General features: G+C 63.7%; 17 protein-coding genes. 12 read left to right on the top strand and 5 right to left on the bottom strand.

Annotated features, from left to right (window positions below; all coding sequences use genetic code 11):
* Nucleotides 1–29 precede the first annotated feature (29 nt).
* From NFI08_RS19715 to tldD, 7 genes are all read left to right on the top strand, one after another.
* Nucleotides 30–1,067: a rod shape-determining protein gene (locus NFI08_RS19715; protein ID WP_045993052.1), complete on the top strand. Its 1,038-nt coding sequence runs from the start codon at nt 30–32 to the stop codon at nt 1,065–1,067.
* Nucleotides 1,068–1,144: 77 nt separating this feature from the next.
* Nucleotides 1,145–2,041 (top strand): rod shape-determining protein MreC, encoded by an 897-nt coding sequence (gene mreC, locus NFI08_RS19710; protein ID WP_045993053.1) that lies wholly within the window; start codon nt 1,145–1,147, stop codon nt 2,039–2,041.
* Complete coding sequence (gene mreD, locus NFI08_RS19705; protein WP_045993054.1) at nt 2,041–2,529, top strand: rod shape-determining protein MreD; 489 nt, start codon at nt 2,041–2,043, stop codon at nt 2,527–2,529. The genes mreC and mreD overlap by 1 nt, the downstream gene beginning before the upstream one ends.
* A 46-nt stretch (nt 2,530–2,575) precedes the next feature.
* Complete coding sequence (locus tag NFI08_RS19700; protein WP_349591313.1) at nt 2,576–3,226, top strand: Maf family protein; 651 nt, start codon at nt 2,576–2,578, stop codon at nt 3,224–3,226.
* Nucleotides 3,227–3,415: 189 nt separating this feature from the next.
* On the top strand, nt 3,416–4,879 hold the full coding sequence (gene rng, locus NFI08_RS19695) for a ribonuclease G (RefSeq protein ID WP_045993056.1): 1,464 nt from the start codon (nt 3,416–3,418) through the stop codon (nt 4,877–4,879).
* A 4-nt stretch (nt 4,880–4,883) separates the two neighbouring features.
* Entirely contained in the window at nt 4,884–8,810 is a 3,927-nt protein-coding gene (locus NFI08_RS19690) for a YhdP family phospholipid transporter (protein WP_349591312.1), read from the top strand.
* Nucleotides 8,807–10,258 carry a metalloprotease TldD gene (gene tldD, locus NFI08_RS19685; RefSeq protein WP_222569747.1) on the top strand — a complete coding sequence of 484 codons (1,452 nt, stop codon included), beginning with the start codon at nt 8,807–8,809 and terminating at the stop codon, nt 10,256–10,258. Before NFI08_RS19690 ends, tldD begins: the two co-directional genes overlap by 4 nt.
* Nucleotides 10,259–10,421: 163 nt before the next feature.
* On the opposite strand, the gene yjgA is transcribed toward tldD, so the two are convergent.
* Nucleotides 10,422–10,925 carry a ribosome biogenesis factor YjgA gene (gene yjgA / locus NFI08_RS19680; protein WP_045993059.1) on the bottom strand — a complete coding sequence of 168 codons (504 nt, stop codon included), beginning with the start codon at nt 10,923–10,925 and terminating at the stop codon, nt 10,422–10,424.
* Between the two features lie 150 nt (nt 10,926–11,075).
* Between yjgA and pmbA the strand changes: the two genes are divergently transcribed.
* Both pmbA and NFI08_RS19670 read left to right on the top strand, forming a co-directional pair.
* Entirely contained in the window at nt 11,076–12,416 is a 1,341-nt protein-coding gene (gene pmbA, locus NFI08_RS19675) for a metalloprotease PmbA (protein ID WP_045993060.1), read from the top strand.
* Nucleotides 12,417–12,590: 174 nt separating this feature from the next.
* On the top strand, nt 12,591–13,649 hold the full coding sequence (locus NFI08_RS19670) for a DUF1214 domain-containing protein (protein ID WP_349591311.1): 1,059 nt from the start codon (nt 12,591–12,593) through the stop codon (nt 13,647–13,649).
* A gap of 152 nt (nt 13,650–13,801) precedes the next feature.
* On the opposite strand, the gene NFI08_RS19665 is transcribed toward NFI08_RS19670, so the two are convergent.
* Nucleotides 13,802–15,076 carry an O-acetylhomoserine aminocarboxypropyltransferase/cysteine synthase family protein gene (locus tag NFI08_RS19665; protein WP_222569749.1) on the bottom strand — a complete coding sequence of 425 codons (1,275 nt, stop codon included), beginning with the start codon at nt 15,074–15,076 and terminating at the stop codon, nt 13,802–13,804.
* A gap of 173 nt (nt 15,077–15,249) precedes the next feature.
* Between NFI08_RS19665 and NFI08_RS19660 the strand changes: the two genes are divergently transcribed.
* A complete protein-coding gene (locus NFI08_RS19660) occupies nt 15,250–15,849 on the top strand; it encodes an HD domain-containing protein (RefSeq protein WP_348814452.1) in 600 nt (199 codons plus the stop codon).
* A gap of 47 nt (nt 15,850–15,896) precedes the next feature.
* Here NFI08_RS19660 and NFI08_RS19655 read toward each other — a convergent pair whose 3' ends face one another.
* Entirely contained in the window at nt 15,897–17,483 is a 1,587-nt protein-coding gene (locus NFI08_RS19655) for an SLC13 family permease (protein ID WP_045993062.1), read from the bottom strand.
* Between the two features lie 302 nt (nt 17,484–17,785).
* Here NFI08_RS19655 and NFI08_RS19650 point away from each other — a divergent pair, with 302 nt between their 5' ends.
* Entirely contained in the window at nt 17,786–18,271 is a 486-nt protein-coding gene (locus NFI08_RS19650) for a hypothetical protein (protein WP_349591310.1), read from the top strand.
* A 17-nt stretch (nt 18,272–18,288) separates the two neighbouring features.
* Nucleotides 18,289–19,239: a hypothetical protein gene (locus tag NFI08_RS19645; protein WP_349591309.1), complete on the top strand. Its 951-nt coding sequence runs from the start codon at nt 18,289–18,291 to the stop codon at nt 19,237–19,239.
* A 128-nt stretch (nt 19,240–19,367) separates the two neighbouring features.
* On the opposite strand, the gene NFI08_RS19640 is transcribed toward NFI08_RS19645, so the two are convergent.
* Together NFI08_RS19640 and NFI08_RS19635 are read right to left on the bottom strand one after the other, a co-directional pair.
* Entirely contained in the window at nt 19,368–20,387 is a 1,020-nt protein-coding gene (locus NFI08_RS19640; protein WP_349589945.1) for an IS30 family transposase, read from the bottom strand.
* A gap of 360 nt (nt 20,388–20,747) precedes the next feature.
* On the bottom strand, nt 20,748–21,473 hold the full coding sequence (locus NFI08_RS19635; protein ID WP_349591308.1) for a hypothetical protein: 726 nt from the start codon (nt 21,471–21,473) through the stop codon (nt 20,748–20,750).
* Nucleotides 21,474–21,569 lie beyond the last annotated feature (96 nt).

Raw genomic sequence — 21,569 nt, 5'->3', positions numbered from 1 at the left:
TTTCCGGTCTGCACTAGGTATCTTTATCCATGTTCAAACGTTTACGAGGTGTGTTTTCCAGCGATCTGTCGATCGACCTGGGGACGGCCAATACGCTCATCTATGTGCGTCATCGCGGGATCGTCCTGGATGAACCCTCCGTGGTCGCGATTCGGCAGTCCGGCAACATGCGCAGCGTTGCTGCGGTCGGCGCCGATGCCAAGCGCATGCTGGGCCGCACCCCCGGAAACATCACCGCCATTCGTCCGATGAAGGACGGCGTCATCGCCGACTTCACCGTGACCGAGCAGATGCTCCAGTACTTTATCCGCAAGGTGCATCAGAGCACCTTCCTGACGCCGAGCCCCCGGGTCCTGGTGTGCGTTCCCTGCATGTCCACGCAGGTAGAGCGTCGCGCCATCAAGGAATCCGCCGAGGGCGCCGGTGCCCGTGAAGTCTTCCTGATCGAGGAACCCATGGCCGCGGCCATCGGGGCCGGGCTGCCGGTGGAAGAGGCGCAGGGTTCGATGGTTGTCGACATCGGTGGTGGTACCTCCGAGATCGCCATCATCTCGCTCAATGGCGTGGTCTATTCCGAGTCCATCCGCATCGGCGGCGATCGTTTCGACGAGGCCATCAGTTCCTATGTACGGCGCCACTATGGCAGCCTGATCGGCGAAGCCACCGCCGAGCGCATCAAGGAAGAGATCGGCTGTGCCTATCCGGGCGGCGAGCTGCGCGAAATCGACGTGCGCGGTCGCAACCTGGCCGAGGGCATTCCGCGCAGCTTCACCCTCAATTCCCACGAGATCCTCGACGCCCTGCAGGAGCCGCTGGGCTCCATCGTGTCGGCGGTCAAGAGCGCCCTGGAACAGTCACCGCCCGAGCTTGCATCAGACATCGCCGAGCGCGGCCTGGTGCTGACCGGTGGTGGCGCGCTGCTGCGTGATCTGGACAAACTGATCGCCGAGGAGACCGGCCTGCCGGTAGTGGTCGCCGATGACCCGCTCACTTGCGTGGCACGTGGTGGCGGCAAGGCGCTGGAGATGATCGATCAGCACACCTTCGAGCTGCTCTCCAGCGACTGACGACGTCTGGCCCAGGACCTCCAGGGAGTCGGCCTATCAAACCGCTGTTCTCGCATGGCTCCGTGCCCGGGTACCGCATGCTGTTGTGTGCGGTGCTCGCGGGCGGGCTGATGTTTGTCGATACCCACTTCACCCGAATGGAATCGGTGCGTGCCCAGCTGTCGACGCTGGTGGCGCCGATCCAGTGGGCCGTCAGTCTGCCCAGTGACGTGCTCAACTGGGGCGCCCTGGCGCTGTCCGAGCAACGCTCGCTGGTGGAAGAGAACGCGCGACTGCGCGAGCAGCTGCTGACCCTGTCCCATCGGGTACAGCGCATGGCCAGCCTGACCGCCGAGAACGTGCGCCTGCGCGAGCTGCTCGACGCCGCCCGGGATCACGAGGTGCCTTACCTCACCGCCGAACTGCTGTCGCTGGATCCCGACCCCTTCACCCACCAGATGGTGATCGATCGTGGCCGCCGCGATGGCGTCTATGTCGGCCAGCCGGTGATGGACTCCTCCGGTATCGCCGGTCAGGTCAGCGAGCTTTCCGCCTACTCGAGCCGCGTGCTGATGCTTACCGATGCCAGTCACGCCTTGCCGATCCAGGTCAATCGCAACGGGCTTCGCTTCATTATCCAGGGTACCGGCAGCTACGACGCGCTGAAGGTGCTGCACGTTCCGGATACCGCCGACATTCGCGTCGGTGACCTGCTGATGAGCTCCGGCCTGGCCGGACGCTTTCCTGCGGGTTATCCGGTGGCCAGGGTCAGCGACGTCAGTCACGATCCTGGCGAGCCCTTCGCCACGGTCAGCGCCGCTCCCGTCGCCCAGTTGCAGCGCTCGCGTCACTTCCTTCTGCTGTTTCCGCCGGAGCCTGCGCTCGACGTCTCGCGAGGACGCTGGCACCCGGAGCTGGACCCCGAGGCCGTCGAGGCAGCCCGCCGCCTGGGTGAGCTGTTGACGCCCCCCGAGCAAGACGAGGAGGACGACTGATGGCCGCTACCCCTCGCGTCAGCCTGGTGTGGGTATGGTTGACCCTGTCTCTGGCGCTGTGTCTGCAGGTCATGCCCATGGCCGACGGCTGGCAGGTCTGGCGGCCCGACTGGCTGGGCCTGATGCTGTTGTACTGGTGCATGGCACAGCCCGACCGGGTGGGCGTCTTTCATGGTTTCGTGCTGGGCCTGCTGCTGGACCTCATCGAAGGGGCGCCGCTCGGGCAGAGCGCGCTGACGCTGTCGTTGCTGGCCTTCCTCTCGGCGCTGGTGTACCCCCGCTTCAGGACCTACTCGCTGCTCCAGCAGGCGGTGCTGATCTTCGTCTTGCTGGGACTGGTGCAGTTGGTGGAACAGTGGCTGCGTACCCTGTTCGGCCCGTTTTCCATGCACCTGTCGTTTCTGATGCCATCGTTGATCGGGGCGGCGCTGTGGCCCTGGCTGGCGACCCTGTTCAAGGCCATCGGCCGGCGTTCCGCCAAGACCTGAATCCCTCATGACCTGAGCCCCCACGAAAGCGTTGGAGACGCAAGCGATGAGTGAGCCCCTCGATGCTGATGTGAATTCCCCGGTGCTGCGCCTGGCCTCTGCCTCGCCCCGGCGGCGTGAGCTGCTGGCGAGCATCGGTGTGGCGGTGGAGATCGCGCCGGTGGATGTCGACGAGACGCCGCATCCTGGTGAAGCGGCCCAGGACTACGTCGCCCGCCTGGCCCGGGCCAAGGCCGTGGCTGGGGCAGAAGCCGAGACCGGGTCTGAGTCCAGGTCCAGGCGTGAGACGGGCCTCGACTTGCCGGTGCTGGGCTCCGACACGTCGGTAGTGCGCGACGGCGAGATTCTCGGCAAGCCTGTCGACGCCGAGGACGCCTTTGTCATGCTGCGCTCGCTGTCCGGGCGCTGGCATCAGGTGATGACCTCGGTGGCGGTCAGCGGACCCGCCGGGGTGCTCGAGGCAACGGTCGTCAGCGATGTGCTGATGCGTGAGCTCCAGGACGACGAGATTCGCGCCTACTGGCGCACCGGTGAGCCTGCCGACAAGGCAGGCGGTTACGCCATCCAGGGGCTCGCCTCGGTCTTTGTCGAGCGCGTCGAAGGCAGCTATTCCGCGGTGGTGGGGCTGCCGCTCTACGAGACGGCGAGCCTGCTGCGCCGACAGCGCGTGCCTGTGTGGAACGGCGCTTTATTGTGAGGCTGTCGTGAGGGTGGCGTGAGGGTGTAGTGGCGCCGCCGCTCGACGAGACGGCGAGCCGCCCGCTGGGCCACCGGCAGGCGTGTGCTGCTTCAGTCGAGCCGGACGGGAGGTCCGGCGCCAGCGCCATCGCAACCGCCGGCGGCTATGTCATAATGGCGCGAGACATCAAAGGACAAGGACTGCCGAATGAGTGGTGAAGTACTCATCAACCTGACGCCCATGGAAACCCGCGTGGCCGTGGTGGAGAACGGCGTGCTGCAGGAGGCCTTCATCGAGAGGGCCAGGCGTCGTGGCATCGTCGGCAATATCTACCAGGGCAAGGTGGTGAGGGTACTGCCCGGCATGCAGGCGGCCTTTGTCGATATTGGCCTGTCTCGTGCAGCCTTCATTCACGCCCACGATGTCGGTGAGCACAGCGCCAACGGTGATGACCAGCCGTCCATCTCGCAGCTCTTGCATGAAGGCCAGTCGCTGGTGGTTCAGGTCACCAAGGACCCCATCGGCTCCAAGGGCGCTCGCCTGACCACCCACTTGTCGGTACCGTCGCGCTACCTGGTGTACATGCCGGACTCGCCTCACAACGGCGTGTCCCAGCGCATCGAGGACGAGACCGAGCGCGAGCGCCTGCGCGGTCTGGTCGAGGAAGCCGCGGCCGAGCAGCAGATCGAGGTCTCCGGTGGCTTTATCGTGCGCACCGCCGCCGAGGGCGTGACGCTCGAGGAGATGGTCGCCGACATGCACTTCCTGCTGCGGCTGTGGCGCAAGGTCAGCGAACGTCGGCTGACCGCGCCGGCGCCCAGCGTCATCTACGACGATCTGCCATTGTTCATGCGCACCCTGCGCGACGTCATGCGCGACGATATCGAGAAGGTGCGCATCGACTCCCGCGAAAACCACGTCAAGCTGGTCGAGTTCGCCGAAGAGTTCATGCCCTCGGCGGTGGGACGCATCGAACATTACGCCGGCGAGCGACCGATCTTCGACCTGTACAGCGTCGAGGACGAGATCCAGAAGGCGCTGGCGCGCAAGGTCCAGCTCAAGTCCGGCGGCTACCTGGTGATCGACCCCACCGAGGCGATGACCACCATCGACGTCAACACCGGCGCCTACGTTGGTCACCGCAACCTCGAAGAAACCATCTTCAAGACCAACCTCGAGGCGGCCACCGCCATCGCTCGTCAACTGCGTCTGCGCAATCTCGGCGGCATCATCATCATCGACTTCATCGACATGGTGGACACCGAGCACCAGCGCCAGGTGCTGAGGATGCTCGAGAAGTCGCTGGAACGGGATCACGCCAAGACCAAATGCACCGGCGTCACTGAGCTCGGGCTGGTACAGCTGACCCGCAAACGCACCCGTGAAAGCCTCGAGCAGACCCTGTGCGAGCCGTGTCCTTCCTGCCAGGGCAGGGGCACTCTCAAGACGCCGGAATCGGTGTGCTACGAGATATTTCGCGAGATCCTGCGTGAAGAGCGCGCCTACAACGCCGAAACCTATGCGGTGCTGGCCTCCCAGGCGGTGGTGGACCGACTGCTCGACGAGGAGTCGGCCGCGGTCGCCGATCTCGAGGAATTTATCGGCAAGACCATTCGTTTTCAGGTCGAGACCCACTATTCCCAGGAGCAGTACGACATCGTGCTGATGTGATCCGATGAGGCCGATCCGCCTGCTGACTCGCTGGTTGTTGACGCTGGTGGCGGTAGTGCTGGCGATGGCCGCGCTGCTGTCGCTGGTGCTGCGCGTGTCGCTGGGCCAGGTCGATCGCCTCGAGGATCGACTGGTCGAGATGATAGCGTCGCGCTTCGAGGCGGAGACCCATTTGGTGAGTCTCGAAGGCAGTCTGCACGGCCTCGACCCCGGCTTGACCCTGGACGGGCTGCGACTCGAGGCCGAAGACGCCACGGGCAGCTATCCGTTGTTGCAGGTCGAGCGCGGTGAAGTGCGCCTGGACACCCTGGCGAGCCTTGACGAGGGGCTGCCGGTGGTCGACAAGGCCCACTTCCAGGGCGTCACCCTCCACCTTTATCAGGACCGCGAACGTCGTTGGCTGTGGCCACAGCCGGCGCGTATCCCCCCCGAACTGATGCCCGAAGGGCAGTTTGACCTCGAGCGTCTGGACTTCTGGGTCGGCGTCATGCTGCGCCAACGTGCCTGGGTCGATGACCTGCGCGTGGTGCTGCACGGGCGCCGCGAGGTGACCACCCTGCATGCGCCGCGGCTGTTGATGACCGGCGATGAGATGCGCACCCATATCGAGGGTGAGGTATTCATCGAGGATCGCGACGCCGAGGCCATGGAGATCGTCATGGCCTTGACGCCGGGCAGTCGCGAGGCGAGCAATTTCAGCGCCGCCCTGCAGGGCACCATGCAACTCGACAGCCTGACCGGCTTGTCACGACTGATCGGCATCGAGGACGTGCTGCGCTTCGACGAGGCCAGCGGGGACGCCACCGTCTGGGCGCGCTGGGATAACGGACGCCTGGCGGATGTGCGCCTCGATGTACTGGCACCGCGCCTGGCGCTCAATCAGCGCGACGCGATGGCGACAGCGGTCGCCGAGGAGATGGGCGAGGGCTCGCCTGGTGGCATCGTGCTCAACGGGGCCGAATTGCGCGGTCAGTGGCTGAGACGCGACGTCGATGACTGGGAGGCCTGGTTCGAGGGTGACGCCGAAGACGTGAGCTGGACCGGCAACGACGGCGAAACCGCGCCGGAAGGTGGCGCCTTGCCTCAGTACTGGCACGTGGCCAGCCGCGAAAACGGCTGGTGGGCCAACGCCAGCGGCTTCGAGCTGGGTGCACTGGCGCAGTGGCGTGAGCGTCTGCGCCTGCCTGAGGGCCTGGCCCGGGCGGTGGACGCCTTGAAGCCCCGCGGTCAGGTGACCGGGCTGGGCTTTGGCAGGCTCGATGACGAATGGCGTGCCCGGGTCAGCGCGCTGGGGGTCGAGGTCGACCCCTGGGAGAGTGCGCCCGGCGGCGGCCCGCTGGATGTCTGGGTGGAAGCCGACGGCACCCGTGGTCGAGTGGACTTCGTCGACGCTGGCCAGGCATCGATGCATTTCCCTGAGCTGTTTGCCGCCCCCATGCAGCTCGACTACGCCACCGGCGAGGTGATCTGGTCCTACGACGGGCCGCGCAGCTTCGTCAGTGGACGCGACCTCAAGGTCGGCTGGCGCGACGCCCAGGTGGAAGGGGGCTTTGGTCTGGCCATCGCCGCCGATCGTCGCGGGGGCTTCGGTCTTGAGCTGGACATGCGCGACGTCAACGCCCGGGATATCGCCTTGAGCGAGTGGTTGCCGATGCCGCTGTTGCGCAACGATGTGGACGCCGAACTCGCGGACTGGCTGGCCAGTGGTCTGGCCGGGCGGGTGCCCCAGGGGCAGCTGCGCCTGCACGTGCCGCTGCGTGAGCAGGACGACCTCGACAGCGAGAAGCTCGACAGCAGTCTCAGCCTGGATCTGGATATCGTCGAGGGGCGGGTGCCCTACGCCGAAGGCTGGCCGGCGCTTAGCAACGTCAGCGGCCACCTGTCCGTCGAGGATGACAGTCTGGAGGCGCGCGTCGACCATGCCGAGAGCCAGGGCGTGAAGACCGAAGGCGCCAGCGTCAAACTGGCCGACGAGGTACTCAGCGTCGAAGGGCCGCTGTCGGCGTCGCTGACGCAGTTGCTGGCATTTCTCGAAGAGATGCCGGTGGAGGGCGCCGAGGCCGCCAGTAACTGGCGCGGCGAGGGTAGTGTGACTGGCCAGTTGTCGCTGTCGCTGCCGATGGCCGACCCGGACGCCCTGGACCTGAAGGTCGAGGCCGACGCCCGGGCGTCGAGGGTCGTGCATCAGGGCACCGAGCTCGAGTTCGAGAACGTCAGCGGCCCCCTGACCTGGTCCCAGCAGGGCGAAGAAGGTGGATTGTCCGGTCGTCTTGAGGGCCAGGTGCTCGGTGGTAGCGTGGCGGCCGACCTTCAGGGCCGCAACGATAGCGTGGCGCTGTCAGGACGCGCCGAAGCGCCGGCGCTGCTGGACTGGGCGGGACTCGAGCCTGGGGTACTGCTGTCGGGCTCCTTCCCCTGGCAAGGCCGGCTTGAGCTCGATGCCCAGCGTCTGTCGCTGGAAAGCACCCTGGAGGGGCTGTCGATCGCACTACCGGCACCGCTGGGCAAGCGTGCCTCCCAGACGGTACCGCTCAAGCTGGACCTGAGCCTCGGCGATTCACCGGTGTTGAGCGGCCAGTACGGGCGCGATGTCGGCGCCCGTTGGCGCGCCGCCGGGCCCGGCGGCAGCCAGGGTCAGCTGTGGGTCGGTCGGGCGGCACCTGGCGCTTGGCCCGGTGAGCCGGGCTGGTCGGTGCTGGCCTATCTGCAGCGACTCGATCTGGGCGCCTGGGCCGACGCCCTGAAGCCCTTGGCCGGTGCCATGCCGGAAGGCGGCTCCAGTGGCGGCGGCGGGGCGGGACTGTCACGCCTGGAGGCCCGCACCGACTGCCTGAGCGACGGCGATCGTTGTCTCGGCACGCTGACCATCGACGCCAGTCCCCGCTTCAGCCAAGGTGCCAGGCAGTGGAAGGCGGCGCTCGGCGGAAGCCTGGTCGACGGCCAGGTGACCTACCGCCCGGGCACTACCCAGCCATTGGTCCTCGATCTCGATCGACTGGTGCTGGACAACTTGATTCCCGAGAGCGGGCAAACGGCGGTTCAGGGTGCCGAGTCCGGCTCTTTGTTCGGTGAGCTTGAAGTCGCCAGCGCGCCTGCGGCCTTCCCGCAGCGAGTGCGCGAGCTGCCCGACGGACGTCTCACCATCGACGATATCGTGTACCAGGGCAATCGGGTCGGGCCCTTCAACGGCGCATGGCGTTCCAGCAGTGATCGGCTGTCGGTCGAGCCGGTATCCCTCACCCTGGGCGAGGTCACGGCAGAGGGGTCGCTGGTATGGGAAGCCTCCGGTAGTCAGGCCAGCCTGACGCGCTCGCGACTGGCGCTCACCGGGGGCGATCCCGGGACCGCGCTGGCGGCGCTCGGGCAGGACGTGGCGGTACGCGCCGAAAGACTCGATGTGGACAGTCAGCTGGCCTGGCCGGGGGCCCCCTGGCAGTTTGCGCTGGCCCGATCACGCGGTAGCCTGAACGTCGATATGGTCGACGGAACCTTCGCCAATATCAGCTCGCCCTCGGCCAAGGTGGTGGGACTACTCAACGTCGACAACCTGCTGCGGCGCCTGCGTCTGGATTTCTCGGACGTCACCGGTGAGGGTACCGCCTTCGACCGTGTCAGTGGTGCCGCGACCCTGTATGGTGGAGTGTTGGAAACCGAAGGGCCGATTCGTATCGATGGCCCCGCCACCGACTTTACCCTGGACGGCTCCGCCGACCTGGCGCGACGTCAGCTCGACCTGATGCTCGGTGTGACCGTGCCGGTCAGCAACAACCTGCCGCTGGCAGCCGTGGCCGTAGGGGCGCCCGTCGTGGGCGGTGCCCTGTTTGTGGCCGACAAGCTGTTCGGCGACGTCATCGACCGGGTGACGCGAATTCACTATCTGGTGCAGGGTCCCTGGACCTCGCCCCGGATCACTCTGGAAAGTGCTCAATGACATCTCAAGCTGCATCCTTCGATGAGGCCGTGGCCACCCTGTTGACCCCGGGAGGCCTCGATCTCGGCGGTCTCGACACGGGGCTCCGGCACGCCCTGGGCCCTGGCATCGACTACGCCGATCTGTACTTTCAGCGGACCTGGCAAGAGGGCTGGGTGCTGGAGGACGGCGAGGTCAAGGAAGCCAGCTACAACATCGACGGTGGCGTCGGGGTGCGCGCCATGGCCGGCGAGAAGACCGGCTTCGCCTACTCCAACCAGATCAACGCCGATGCCCTGGCCGAGACGGGCCGCACCGCTTCTGGCATCGTGCGCAGCGGCGCCACCCTGACCCAGGCGCCACGCATCCAGGTCAGTGCCGAGCCGCGCTACGCGGGCATCGACCCGCTGTCAGGGCTGTCGGCCGAAGACAAGGTCGCCATGCTCAAGCTGGCCGACCGGGTGGCCCGCGCCGCCGACCCCAGCGTGTCCCAGGTCAGCGCCTCGCTGTCCGGCGTCTACGAAGTGGTACTGGTCAGCGCCAGTGACGGCACCGTCGCCGCCGACGTGCGCCCGCTGGTGAGGCTCAATGTCAGTGTCATTGCGGTCAAGAACGGCCGGCGTGAGCGCGGCAGCGCCGGTGGTGGCGGCCGCTACCCCATGGCAAGACTGCGCGACGAAGGCGTCGCCGAGACCTACGCCAAGGAAGCGGTGCGTCAGGCGCTGGTCAACCTGGAGGCGACCGATGCCCCCGCCGGACAGATGCCGGTGGTGCTGGGGGCCGGCTGGCCCGGCATCCTGCTGCACGAGGCGGTGGGCCATGGCCTCGAGGGCGACTTCAATCGCAAGGGCAGCTCGGCCTTCGCCGGTCGTATCGGCGAGCGCGTGGCGTCGCCCGGCGTCACCGTGGTCGACGACGGCACCCTGATGGATCGCCGTGGTTCGATGTCGGTGGACGACGAGGGCACCCCCAGCCAATGCACCACCCTGATCGAGGACGGCATCCTTACCGGCTACATGCAGGACAAGCTGAACGCCCGCCTGATGGGCATGGCGCCCACCGGTAACGCCCGTCGCGAATCCTTCGCCCATATGCCGATGCCGCGCATGACCAATACCTACATGCGCGCCGGCATGGACGACCCCCAGGACATCATCAAGAGCGTCTCGCGCGGGCTTTACGCGGTCAGCTTCGGCGGCGGTCAGGTGGACATCACCTCGGGCAAGTTCGTGTTCTCGGCCAGCGAAGCCTACCTGATCGAGGACGGTCGGATCACCGCGCCGGTCAAGGGGGCGACGCTGATCGGCAATGGCCCCGAAGCGATGGGCCAGGTCTCGATGATCGGCCACGACATGGAACTGGACACCGGTATCGGAGTGTGCGGCAAGGAAGGACAGGGGGTGCCGGTGGGCGTCGGTCAGCCGACCCTCAAGCTCGACGAGTTGACCGTGGGTGGCACCCAATCCTGATACAGCCGAGGCAAGCTGGCTGAGCGACAAGGCGGCGCCGACGGAGGTGTCGGCGCCAAGGCGGAGCCTGCAGGACCTAGGCGCTTTTCAGAAAAGCCCTAGGGCGGTGGCGGTAACGCCGTCGAGCGCAGTCACTCGTCAGACTGGCCCTCGAGCCCGGTGGTTAGATCCCTGCGGTATCACGCAATAGCTTGTAAAGCCGCTTGGCGTTGGTGGGGGGCTTGTTCTGCTCGCGCTCCTTGCGGGCGTTGCGGATCAGCTGACGCAGCGCCTGGCGATCGGCCTGGGGATAGTCTTCGAGGAAGGGTTCGACGGCGTCATCACCTTCTTCGATCAGGCGATCACGCCACTTTTCCAGGCGCAGGAAGGCATGGTCGCGCTGGACCTGAGCCTTCTCGATGTCGTCGAAGACCGCCTGGATGGCCTCCAGGTCTTCCTTGCGCATCAGCTTGCCGACGTACTGCATATGGCGGCGTCTGGCCTCGCGGGCACGAATGCGGTCGGTCTCGTCGATGGCGCGAAGCAGATCGTCCGACAGCGGGAAGCGGGCGCGCTCCTCGGGCTTCATCGCGATGAAGCGCTCGCCCAGCGCCTGCAGCTCGTGCATCTCCCGCTTGAGCTGGGACTTGCTGGGGCGGTCGTCGGGGGAAAGGTCATCCTGGGTCATACCGGGTCCCTGGTGAAGGCATCGGGGAAAATCGAAAAGGCGGTGGTCGCGCCGGGCGCGACGTCCGCGAAAGTATACCAGCCTGTGGCGCCCGAGGCGCCGCAGGATGACAGTCTCAGCCGACCCCTATGGTCGGACAAGGAGTACAAGATGACACAGGCGTTTGATGCCAGAGCCCAGCAAGCGGTGCTGGAAAGTCGTGCCGAGACCGCGCTCGAGCTTGCTCGGCGACTGGGTGCGGATGCCTGCGAGGTCGGCGCCAGCGTCGATCAGGGCACCGGTGTAAGCGTGCGCGAGGGCGATGTGGAGTCGGTGGAGCTGTCCCGTGATCAGGGCATCGCCGTCACCGTCTATCTGGGCAAGCGCAAGGGCAGCGCCTCGTCCACCGATGCCAGCGACGCCTCGATCAAGAGCGTGGTCGAGAAGGCCATCGCCATCGCCCGCTACACCGGCGAGGATCCTGCCTCCGGGCTTGCCGACGCCGAGCTGATGGCGACCGAGTTGCCGGATCTCGACGTCCATCACCCCTGGGCGCTGGACACCGACAAGGCGATAGAGCTGGCGCTTGCCTGCGAGGCGGCGGGCCTGGCCGAGCCGGGTATCCGCAGCTCCGACGGTGCCAGCCTGTCGAGCGGCGAGGGCGTTCGCGTCTACGCCAACAGCCATGGTTTTCTCGGCAGCCAGCGCGGCAGCCGTCACTCGCTTTCCTGCCTGCTGATCGCCGAGGACGCATCCGGCATGCAGCGGGACTACGACTACACCAGCGCCCGGGATCCACGGGCGCTGCGTGACCCGGCGGAGGTCGGCCGCAGCGCCGCCGAGCGTACGCTACAGCGCCTCGGGGGGCAACGCCCCCAGACCGGGCGTTTTCCTGTGATGTTCGACCCGACCCTGGCAAGCGGCCTGATCGGCCACCTGATGTCGGCCCTGGCCGGCGGCGCCATCTACCGCGACGCCTCCTTCCTGTGTGGCCGCCTGGGTGAGACTCTGTTTCCCGAGTGGTTCAGCCTCGCCGAGCAGCCGATGCTGGTGGGTGGCATGGCCAGCAGTCCGTTCGACGGCGACGGCGTCCAGACCCGCAACAATCGCTTTATCGAGCAGGGGCGTCTGGCCAGCTACATGCTGTCGGCCTACAGCGCGCGTCGGCTCGGCATGCAGACCACCGCCAACGCCGGCGGGGCACGCAACCTGCGCCTCGAGGCGCCGCTGGAAAGCCGCGAGGCGCTGCTCTCGAAGATGGATCGGGGCGTACTGGTCACGGAGCTGATGGGGCAGGGCGTCAACGGCGTCACCGGTGACTATTCCCGCGGTGCGGCCGGTTTCTGGGTCGAGAACGGCCAGATTCAGCATCCCGTCGAGGAGTTCACCATCGCCGGCAACCTGGCAGGCATGTTCCAGGGTCTGGTGGGACTGGGGGATGATATCGATACCCGTGGCAGCATCCACAGCGGTAGCTGGTTGATCGATGAGATGACCATCGCCGGTAGCTGACAGTCTCTGGAAACGTCAATTCACTGCTTACTGAGTAGTGAGACCTGCGGCGGCCCTCGGGGCCGCCGTTTTCATGCCGTTGAGTCCTTCGTGCCGCGAAGACGCTATGCTGAGCCAGAGGCAGGGCTCTGGCCGCCAGGGCTCGCGACCGACAATCGGGGTGCGGGGATGACAATGAAGCGGTTTTCCTGGCTGCTGCTGGCAATGGCAAGCGGCCTGGTCTCGAACGCAGTGGCAGCGACCGCAGAGGCCACCGAGCCATCCAGCTCGGACGGTGCGGTCAATCTGGATACCTATGTGCGGGCGCAGACCGACACCCACTTCCAGAACTATGCCGATGATGGCTATTTTGGCAGCCTGCGCCATGACCGCGCGCCGTTGCCGGTGGACGCCGAGGTGGTTCGGGTCAATCGGGATATCCTGCACAGCGTCGGCGTCTTCGATCTGGCCTCACCGGTGACCTTCACCGCCCCGGCCAGCGCCACCCGACTGCAGTCCATGCAGGTGGTCAACCAGGACCACTACACCCCGATGATGTCCTACGGCGGACGCGAGATCGTGCTGGATGAAGAGAGCGTCGGTTCGCGCTATGCCCTGGTCATGTTCCGTACCCAGGTGGACGCCGACTCGAACGCGGACATCGCCGAAGCCAACGCGCTGCAGGATGCCATCGAGTGGTCCCAGGATGACGCGGGAGAGCTGTCATTGCCCGAGTGGGATATGGAGCGACTGAGCGAGGTAAGAGAGGCGGTGCTTGGTCTGTCGCCCTTTATCTCCGGCAGCCACGGCATGTTTGGCGCCGAGGACAGCGTCGACCCGGTGCGGCATCTGTGGGGGACGGCCGCGGGTTGGCTGGGCCAGCCCATCGAGGACGCCTACTACGTCACTGTCAGCCCGCTTCACAATGATGGCGAGACGCCTCAGGTGCTGATTCTGCCGGTGGACGTGCCGGTCACCGGGTTCTGGTCGGTGACCGTCTACGATGCCAGAGGGCGTCTGATCGAGGGCGCCGACGGGGCGCACTCCTTGACCAGTGTCGAGGCCGACGCCAACGAGGATGGTTCGGTAACCCTCCACTTTGGCGGCGACCCCCAGGCACCCAACCATCTGGCGATCGCCCCGGGTTGGACGTACACGCTGCGCTTCTACCGCCCGGCAGAAGCCCTGATCAAGGGCGATTGGCTGCCACCGTCGCCGACCCCGGTGGGGCTACCTGTGCCAGGCTCTGGCTAGGAAAAAGGTAAGCCAAAGTTGAACGTCCATCCCCGTGGATGGACGCTGTCACCAACACCTGCTGCGCTTCTACCGCCCGGGCTAGCCCTGATCAAGGGCGATTGGCTGCCATCGTCGCCGACCCCGGTGGGATTGCCGGTGCCGGGCTCGGGCTAGCCCTGAGACGCCTTGAGCGCCTGGTCCAGGTCCGCCATCAGATCGTCGACATGCTCGATGCCGACAGACAGGCGCACCATGTCCGCGGTGACCCCGGCGGCGGCCAGTTCCTCGTCATTGAGCTGGCGATGGGTGGTCACCGCCGGAATCGCCGAGCAGGTCTTGGCGTCACCGATATTGACCAGTCGAAGGATCAGCCCGAGCGCGTCGTAGAAGCGCACCCCGGCGTCTCGTCCGCCCTTGATGCCGAAGCTCAAGATGCCGGAGGCCTGGCCGTTCATGTAGCGCTTGGCCAGCTCGTGGTCCTTGTGATGTGAAAGGCCAGCGTACTTGACCCAGGACACCGCCTCGTGGCCCTCGAGGTACTCGGCGATAGTCTGGGTGTTGGCACAGATGCGCTCGATACGCAGCGCCAGTGTCTCGAGACCCTGCAGCAGATTCCAGGCGGCCTGGGCGCTGAGGGCCGCCCCCATGTTGCGCAGTGGCACGACCCGGGCGCGGGCGATAAAGGCCGCGTCGCCGACGTCTCGGGTATAGCTGATGCCGTGATAGGAGGGGTCGGGCTCGTTGAGCAGCGCAAAGCGTTCGGCATGGCTGGCCCAGGGGAAGCGACCGGAATCGACGATCACGCCACCCACGGTGGTGCCGTGGCCACCGATATACTTGGTCGCGGAGTGCACCACGATATCGGCGCCGTGTTCGATCGGTCGCCACAGGAAGGGCGTGGCCACGGTGTTGTCGACGATCAGCGGGACACCGTTGTCGTGGGCCACCTGGGCGAGTGCGGCGATGTCCACCACACTGCCCGAAGGGTTGCCGATACTTTCGCAGAACACCGCCTTGGTACGCTCATCGATGCGCTCGGCGATGCCGGCGAGGTCGTCCTTGTCGGCGAAGCGGACCTCGATGCCCTGGCGCGGCAGGGTGTGGGCAAAGAGGTTGTAGGTACCGCCGTAGAGTTCGCTGATCGAGACGATATTGTCGCCGCTTTCGGCAAGCGTCTGGATGGTATAGGTAATGGCGGCCATGCCGGAGGCCACCGCCAGGCCAGCGATACCACCTTCCAGGGCGGCCACGCGATTTTCCAGCACCGCGCAGGTGGGGTTCATGATGCGCGAATAGATGTTGCCCTCGACCTTGAGATCGAACAGGTCGGCGGCATGCTGGGCATCATCGAAGGAAAACGAGGTGGTCTGGTGGATCGGGACCGCGACAGAGTGCTGGTCGTCAGGGGCGTAGCCGTGGTGCAGGGCGAGGGTTTCGCGTTTCATGGCAGTTCCTTTGATGGCGGTTCCTGGTCGGCCAGGGGAGCGCCTGATGTCGTCTTGAGGTCGGGTCTGTCAGCCTAAGCCGCGGCGGCCGAGGCCTCAATCAGCAAAAGGTGCTGGACCGGCAATGGGCCCGACCGGGGCGCACGATAAAGACACGACACGGGAGCGACAGCGTGGACACACCCTCCAGCGACGCAAGCGAGATCTCGGGCATCGACACCGTGGAGGCGGCGCGGCTCTTCGCCACGGCGGCTCACGGCGCCATCGGTCAGCGGCGCAAGTACCTGGACACCCCCTATATCGAGCATCCCGCCGCTGTGGCCGCGCTGGTCAGCCGCCACTGCCCCGGCGACCCCGCCATGGTTGCCGCCGCCTGGTTGCACGATGTACTGGAGGACACCCAGGTGACGGCCCAGACACTGGGTGACAACTTCGGGGAAGAGGTGACCGCGCTGGTGTTGGCGCTAAGCGATCTCGAAGGGCCTGAGGTGGGCAATCGCGCCGTGCGCAAGCGCTTGGCGCTGGAGCGTCTGGCACAAGCCGGCGCCCGCGCCCAGACCATCAAGTACGCCGACCTGATCCACAACACCGGCTCTATCGTCGAGCATGACCCGGGATTTGCACGCCTCTATCTGAAGGAAAAGCGAGCCCTGCTCGAGGCCATGACCGAGGGGGAGGTCGGCCTTCGTCGCTTGGCCTGGGAGGTGCTTGAGCAGGCCGAGGCCCGTCTTCGACAGCGCCGACAACCGGGAGAGAGCCCCACCGGCAGGTGAGGCTCCTGGTTTATCCCGCCCTTCAATCCGAGCCCTTTCGGACCGGCCTAGAAACGCAGACCCAGGGCCAGCCCCCCGAGTACGTAGCAGAACAGGGTGATCAGGGCGACGCCGATCACGTTGAGCACGATCCCGCCACGGGCCATCTGCGAGATGGTGACGGCGCCGGAGCCGAACACGATGGCGTTGGGCGGCGTGCCCACCGGCAGCATGAAGGCGCAGGTCGCGGCGAAGGCGGCAGGTATCAGCAGCGTCATGGCGTCGGCGCCAATGCCGACGGCGACCCCGCCCAGCACCGGGATGAAGGTCGCGGCGGTGGCAGTGTTGGAGGTGATCTCGGTAAGAAACAGCACGATCGTCGTCACCGCCACCACCAGCGCCACCATCGGCAGCGCTCCCAGCGCGCTGACCTGTTCGCCGAACCAGCCGTCGAGCCCTGACGCTGCCACCGCGCTGGCCAGCGACAGGCCGCCGCCGAACAGCAACAGTACGCCCCAGGGCAGGCCATCCTCGGCGTCCTGCCAGTCCAGCACCATGTCGCCCTTGGCGTTGCCCGGCAGGAAAAACAGCACGATACCGGCGCCGATGGCGATGGCGGTGTCATTCAAGGCGTCAAGGAACGAAAACCAGTCGCCGATCAGCGGCAGGCTGGCGATCAGCCCCGGCACCACCCACAGAAAGGCCGCGCCGGCGAACACGAACATCACCATGCGTTCGCCCTGGCCGAGCGGTCCCAGGTGATCGAGCTGGTCTTCGATCATCGCCTTGCCGCCGGGAATCTCATCGAGCTTGAAGCGATAGAGCACCCGGGTCATGAGTACCCAGCCGATCAGGATAAAGGTCAGCGCCAGGGGCAGACCGACCATCATCCACTGCAGGAACCCGATGTCCCGGCCCAGTTCGTCGGCGGCGTAGCCGGCGACGATGGCGTTGGGGGGAGAGCCCAGCAGGGTGCCAAGCCCGCCCATGGAAGCCGACCAGGCGATGGCCAGTACCAGGCAGACACCGAAGCTGCGGATGTTGTCATCCTTGATGATGTCCGAGACGCGGCCGCCCTTGTGCAGGTCTTCTCCGACCGCGTCACTGTCCTGTGAGCTCGAGCGTTCCACCACCAGGGTCAGCACCGACAGCGCAATCGGCAGCATCATCAGGGTGGTGGCGGTGTTGGACACCCACATGGACAGAAAACCGGTGGCCAGCATCATGCCGAGCACGATACGACGAGGTTCGACCCCGACGCGATGCAGGGTGGTCAGGGCGATACGCCGGTGCAGTTGCCACTTTTCCATGGCGATGGCGATCAGAAAGCCACCGAGAAATAGAAACACGATGGAGCTGGCGTAGGGAGCGGTGGCCTCGGACACCGAGCGTTCGGTCAGCATGGGAATCAACACGATGGGCAGCAGCGAGGTGACCGACAGCGGGATCGCCTCGGTCATCCACCAGATCGCCATCAGGGTGCCGATGGCGGCCACCCAGCGGGCATCTGGCGACATCGACTCGGCACCCCCAAGGGCCACCCAGACCATGGCCGCACCGGCCAGCCCGAAGGCCCGCAACGACCAGATCAGCCGAGGCGAGCGTCCGCCGCTGTCGCTGTCAACGTCCTGTTGTTGTGTAAGTGACTCTGCCATGGGGCCTCCCGCCGATCGCGAAGATGGATGTGACACTGCGGTGATGTACCGCCATCTCAGCGTAGACGAGGGCCAGGGACGCCGAGTTTGGGGGCCGACGTCGGGGAACAGGACGGAGCGAACCGGCACAGCCTGATTGGTCATTCGATCGGGCGGGGGCGAGAGGCTGCCTGCGGAAAAAATTCACTGGCAATCCATATTCATATATCCTTAAGTAACAAAATATAATTTCGGTCTCATGAATAGAGGACGTTATTTAAACGTTTCATTGGTGTGTGGCCTATTGCGACGCGGGGTGACGGGTGAGAAAAAAAATTGTTGTTGGCCTAGGGAGGTTTGGATGGGGCCCTATTTTGTTTGTTGTGGCTGTGCTGGCGTTGGCTATGTCGATGGAGCGGATCTTCTCTTTCGGCGATGAAAAGGAAAGTCCGCGACGCTTAATCGATTGGGACAGGTTTGAAGAAGCACTTATATATGTGGCTAAAAGAGATCTACGTGGGAATGTCTTTTCCTTCGAACACAACGACGAAAACCTCAGTTCTAGTGTGATAATTTCTATTGATAATGATTACTCGAGTGAGGTTTATCAAGAGTTGTACCGCTGGGAGGACGGTTTTAATGAGAACAATGCCGAGTATGAATGTCCTAGAATACTGAATGGTGTCCGGTACGTTGTGGGCGATTGGGGCGTTTCTTTGTTGGAGGTTAAGTTGACGTTCGAGGGGGAGAAGGGTTATCTGCCAGTGTCGATGCGTTGCGGAAAGTATAATATAGTTTTTATTATGTAGTATGAGGCTGTAAATTTATGGGGAGTCGTAATATTGACACTGCTGAGGCATGGCTTAATGAAAATGAAAATAACATGGGGAGTAAATATGAGAAAATGTTTGTTGAAAATGTTGTTGCACGGCTGAGAGATTTTAGCTTTTCCTCTTTGTCTACACAGGTTGAATTTTATGATGTTGATGGGGGCCGGCGCTATTGTGATTTCACGATTACGGAAGGGGAATACGTTAGAATTGCCATAGAAATAGACGGTTATGATAAACGTGGTGTTGGCTCGGGTATGTCGCATGAGGAATTCGTTGATTGGCAAAGAAGGCATGCTGCCTTGGTGTGTCAGGGGTGGGATGTCGTTCGGTTTGCTAATAGAGATGTTCGTGATCATCCCAGACGATGTGCTCTAATATTAGCTTCATTGTTAGAGCAATCAAGGAATAAAGATAAGTTTGATAAGCGCATCGAAGGGAGTGTTCTCGAGAAAAATTCATGGAGTAATAGATATTCTAAAAAAAGAAAATCGAGAAAGATAATACTATCGATCGTCATGTTTGCTTTGCTGTTTTGTTTTTTTGTATATTTTATCTTTAATATGTCTTCGACTAAGGTTTTTTCTGATATAAAGGTGATGATAGATAGTCACTTCAATCATGGGCTTTGGAATGAGGGTTGCGACGGATCTTTACATTGGAAGGATAGTGTGAATCATCTCGGAGAAATGGTGTTTGTGTCTGGAGGGGTCGCGGACATTGTAAGTCGTCCAGATGTGACTGGTCATCCTACATGGATTAATTTGGGAAATAAGTTTCCACGCGAAGAAAGGCTGGATGTTGTTATATGGGGAAAGGATGCTGAAAATTTTTCTAGTTTTCTGTCGTCTGTAAGAGTTGGGGATACGTTGTGCGTTCGTGGCGTAGTAGAGAGTTATAGAGGCACCCCCCAAATAGTTTTTGAAGGAGAGTGGGGGCTGGAGTAACTGCCTGGTTGAGCGTTACTTCCTTGCCGGAAAGCGTCAGACGTATTGGTAAATACGCTACGGCGAATTGTTAGGTTCTCTTAGGTTTTTTTGCTGCAACTCGGCGGTCTCAACCTACAAGCGCAACACTATTGGAGTGCCGGAGATCCGGGCACTGACTTCTGGAGAACCTCCGCGTATACCTCCAGAGGCGTCTTGGCGTTCAACGTCTCTCTAGGCCTGGTATTGAGTGAGTCTGCGATCTCATCGAGCTCCTCCTGGGTGTAGGTCGATAGGTCTGTTCCTTTGGACAGATACTGTCGAAGCAGACCATTGGTATTCTCGTTAGACCCACGTTGCCACGGGCTGTGTGGATCGGCGAAGTAGATGGCTGTCCCGGTACGTTGGGTTATTTCGGCATGCTTGACCATCTCGCTCCCTTGGTCGTAGGTCATCGACAGCCGTAGTGAGCGTGGAACACGGTTCAATTTGTCACTAAAGCCGACCATCGCATCCGTCGCGGTCGTACCGTCCATTTTCACCAGGATGACGAAGCGTGTCGTGCGCTCAACCAACGTGCCTACGGCAGAACGGTTGCTGGCCCCCATGATGAGGTCGCCTTCCCAATGCCCGGGCATCAACCGATCTTCGATCTCAGGCGGCCGGAGATGAATACTGACCAAGTCAGGAATTTGGCGGCGACGATCCTTGCCACGACTGCGTGGACGCCGCTTTCCCTTCCCCTGCCGAAGGCAAGCAATGAGCTCTTTTTTCAGCGAGCCTCGGGGCATCACATAGAGCGCGTTGTAGATGGCCTCGTGGGAGACCTGACGTGTAGGGTCATTTGGATACATGCGCTTCAGTGTGATGGCTATCTGCCTAGGAGACCAGTACTTGCGCAACAGGTAGGTCACCAGATCGAAGAGAGGCGTACCAAGGCGCAACTTAGATTGTCGTCGTGCTCGATGTCGCGTCAGCGTGGCCCTGAAACCCGCCAGACTGGCGTCATAGCCAGCATGAGAAGGTACCGCATGCCGAGCCAGTTCTCGAGAAATCGTGCTGGCAGCTCTCCCAAGGAACTTGGCGATGGAGCGTATCGAGTGACCTTCACGCATCAGCATGATGGTGGCACGTTCTTCAGCAGTAAGGTGGTGGTAGCAATGAGTCATAGCGATAGCGTACCTGATCGATCAGGTGTTGCACTTGCTCATTGAGACCGCCCTCCCACTCCTGTGTACTAGAACCCGCGAGGGTGTTGTCGTGTGACATGGCTTTGCCATGGGGCCTCCCGCCGATCGCGAAGATGGATGTGACACTGCGGTGATGTACCGCCATCTCAGCGTAGACGAGGGCCAGGGACGCCGAGTTTGGGGCCGACGTCGGGGAACAGGATGGAGCGAACTGGCACAGCCTGATCGGTCATTCGCTCGGGCGGGGACCAGGTGGCGAGAGGCGAGAGGCGAGAGGCGAGAGGCGAGAGGCGAGAGGTGAGAGGTGAGAGACGAGAAGCGAGAGGCTGTCTGCGGACCTCAGACAACGGCGTCAGACGGGGCTTTTGGGGTGACGTCATCGAGCCGATGGTAACTGGCCAGCAGGCGGCGGCTGACGCGAACATTGTTGTGAAGCCGCTGTCTGTCGTCATTGGACGTCGACGCCTCGCCTTGGCTCTCGAGACAGGCTTCGGCCCGATCCAGCAGCTCGCCAAGCTGGGCGGGAGTAAAGTCGTGGCCCGATGATGTCCGTTGTGACGCTGGCAGGGAGGCGTCCTGCGGCAGCAGTTCCACGATGCGGTGGTACTGGCTATGCAGCAGGCGATGGAGGGCGCGGGCGAGTTCCTGTGACAGGTCGGCCTGAAGGCCTTCGGTAGCGACCTTGTCGTCAAGTTCCAGCAGTGCCGGTACACGGGGGTCGACGCCGTGGATGGCGTGTTCGCCTTCGGGGTGCTTCAGCGTCAGCGGTATCAGCATGCGGTAGAGATGAAGGCGGTCGCGCTCCAGCGATTTGCGCGTGGCGTCGGCTTCCTGGCTTAGGCGGTTGAACTTGACCTGGGCGCCGAGGGCGTTGATCTGACTGACCGAACGGGAATAGCCGATCACCAGCGCGCTGACGAGACCCAACGAGAACAGCGATACCGCTGCACCCCCATTGACGTCGTCGCGACTGTCCAGCAGCCAGTAGCTCAGAGCGGCGCTGGCGATGACGATCACCAGTGCCACCCAGGTATTGGTGCGCGTTGATTCCTTCCTGCTGTGCATCCTTGCCCCCCGCCCCCAGCCACCTGGTGTGCCTTTCGTCGGGTACACCAGGAAAGGCTGGGTGCTGTCTGTCGCTCCCTGGTTCGCCACGCTGGG

Origin of the sequence: Halomonas sp. EF61, assembly GCF_040147045.1 — a bacterium.
GTDB classification, from domain to species: Bacteria; Pseudomonadota; Gammaproteobacteria; order Pseudomonadales; family Halomonadaceae; genus Halomonas; species Halomonas litopenaei.
Note: the sequence above shows the minus strand (reverse complement) of the source record. Positions and strands in the feature narration are given on the sequence as shown.

Excerpts from the sequence above, each read along its gene's own strand:
- NFI08_RS19715 (WP_045993052.1), top strand. The coding sequence starts at position 30 with ATGTTCAAACGTTTACGAGGTGTGTTTTCCAGCGATCTGTCGATCGAC.
- mreC (WP_045993053.1), top strand. The coding sequence starts at position 1,145 with ATGCTGTTGTGTGCGGTGCTCGCGGGCGGGCTGATGTTTGTCGATACC.
- mreD (WP_045993054.1), top strand. The coding sequence starts at position 2,041 with ATGGCCGCTACCCCTCGCGTCAGCCTGGTGTGGGTATGGTTGACCCTG.
- NFI08_RS19700 (WP_349591313.1), top strand. The coding sequence starts at position 2,576 with ATGAGTGAGCCCCTCGATGCTGATGTGAATTCCCCGGTGCTGCGCCTG.
- rng (WP_045993056.1), top strand. The coding sequence starts at position 3,416 with ATGAGTGGTGAAGTACTCATCAACCTGACGCCCATGGAAACCCGCGTG.
- NFI08_RS19690 (WP_349591312.1), top strand. The coding sequence starts at position 4,884 with ATGAGGCCGATCCGCCTGCTGACTCGCTGGTTGTTGACGCTGGTGGCG.
- tldD (WP_222569747.1), top strand. The coding sequence starts at position 8,807 with ATGACATCTCAAGCTGCATCCTTCGATGAGGCCGTGGCCACCCTGTTG.
- yjgA (WP_045993059.1), bottom strand. The coding sequence starts at position 10,925 with ATGACCCAGGATGACCTTTCCCCCGACGACCGCCCCAGCAAGTCCCAG.
- pmbA (WP_045993060.1), top strand. The coding sequence starts at position 11,076 with ATGACACAGGCGTTTGATGCCAGAGCCCAGCAAGCGGTGCTGGAAAGT.
- NFI08_RS19670 (WP_349591311.1), top strand. The coding sequence starts at position 12,591 with ATGAAGCGGTTTTCCTGGCTGCTGCTGGCAATGGCAAGCGGCCTGGTC.
- NFI08_RS19665 (WP_222569749.1), bottom strand. The coding sequence starts at position 15,076 with ATGAAACGCGAAACCCTCGCCCTGCACCACGGCTACGCCCCTGACGAC.
- NFI08_RS19655 (WP_045993062.1), bottom strand. The coding sequence starts at position 17,483 with ATGGCAGAGTCACTTACACAACAACAGGACGTTGACAGCGACAGCGGC.
- NFI08_RS19645 (WP_349591309.1), top strand. The coding sequence starts at position 18,289 with ATGGGGAGTCGTAATATTGACACTGCTGAGGCATGGCTTAATGAAAAT.
- NFI08_RS19640 (WP_349589945.1), bottom strand. The coding sequence starts at position 20,387 with ATGACTCATTGCTACCACCACCTTACTGCTGAAGAACGTGCCACCATC.
- NFI08_RS19635 (WP_349591308.1), bottom strand. The coding sequence starts at position 21,473 with ATGCACAGCAGGAAGGAATCAACGCGCACCAATACCTGGGTGGCACTG.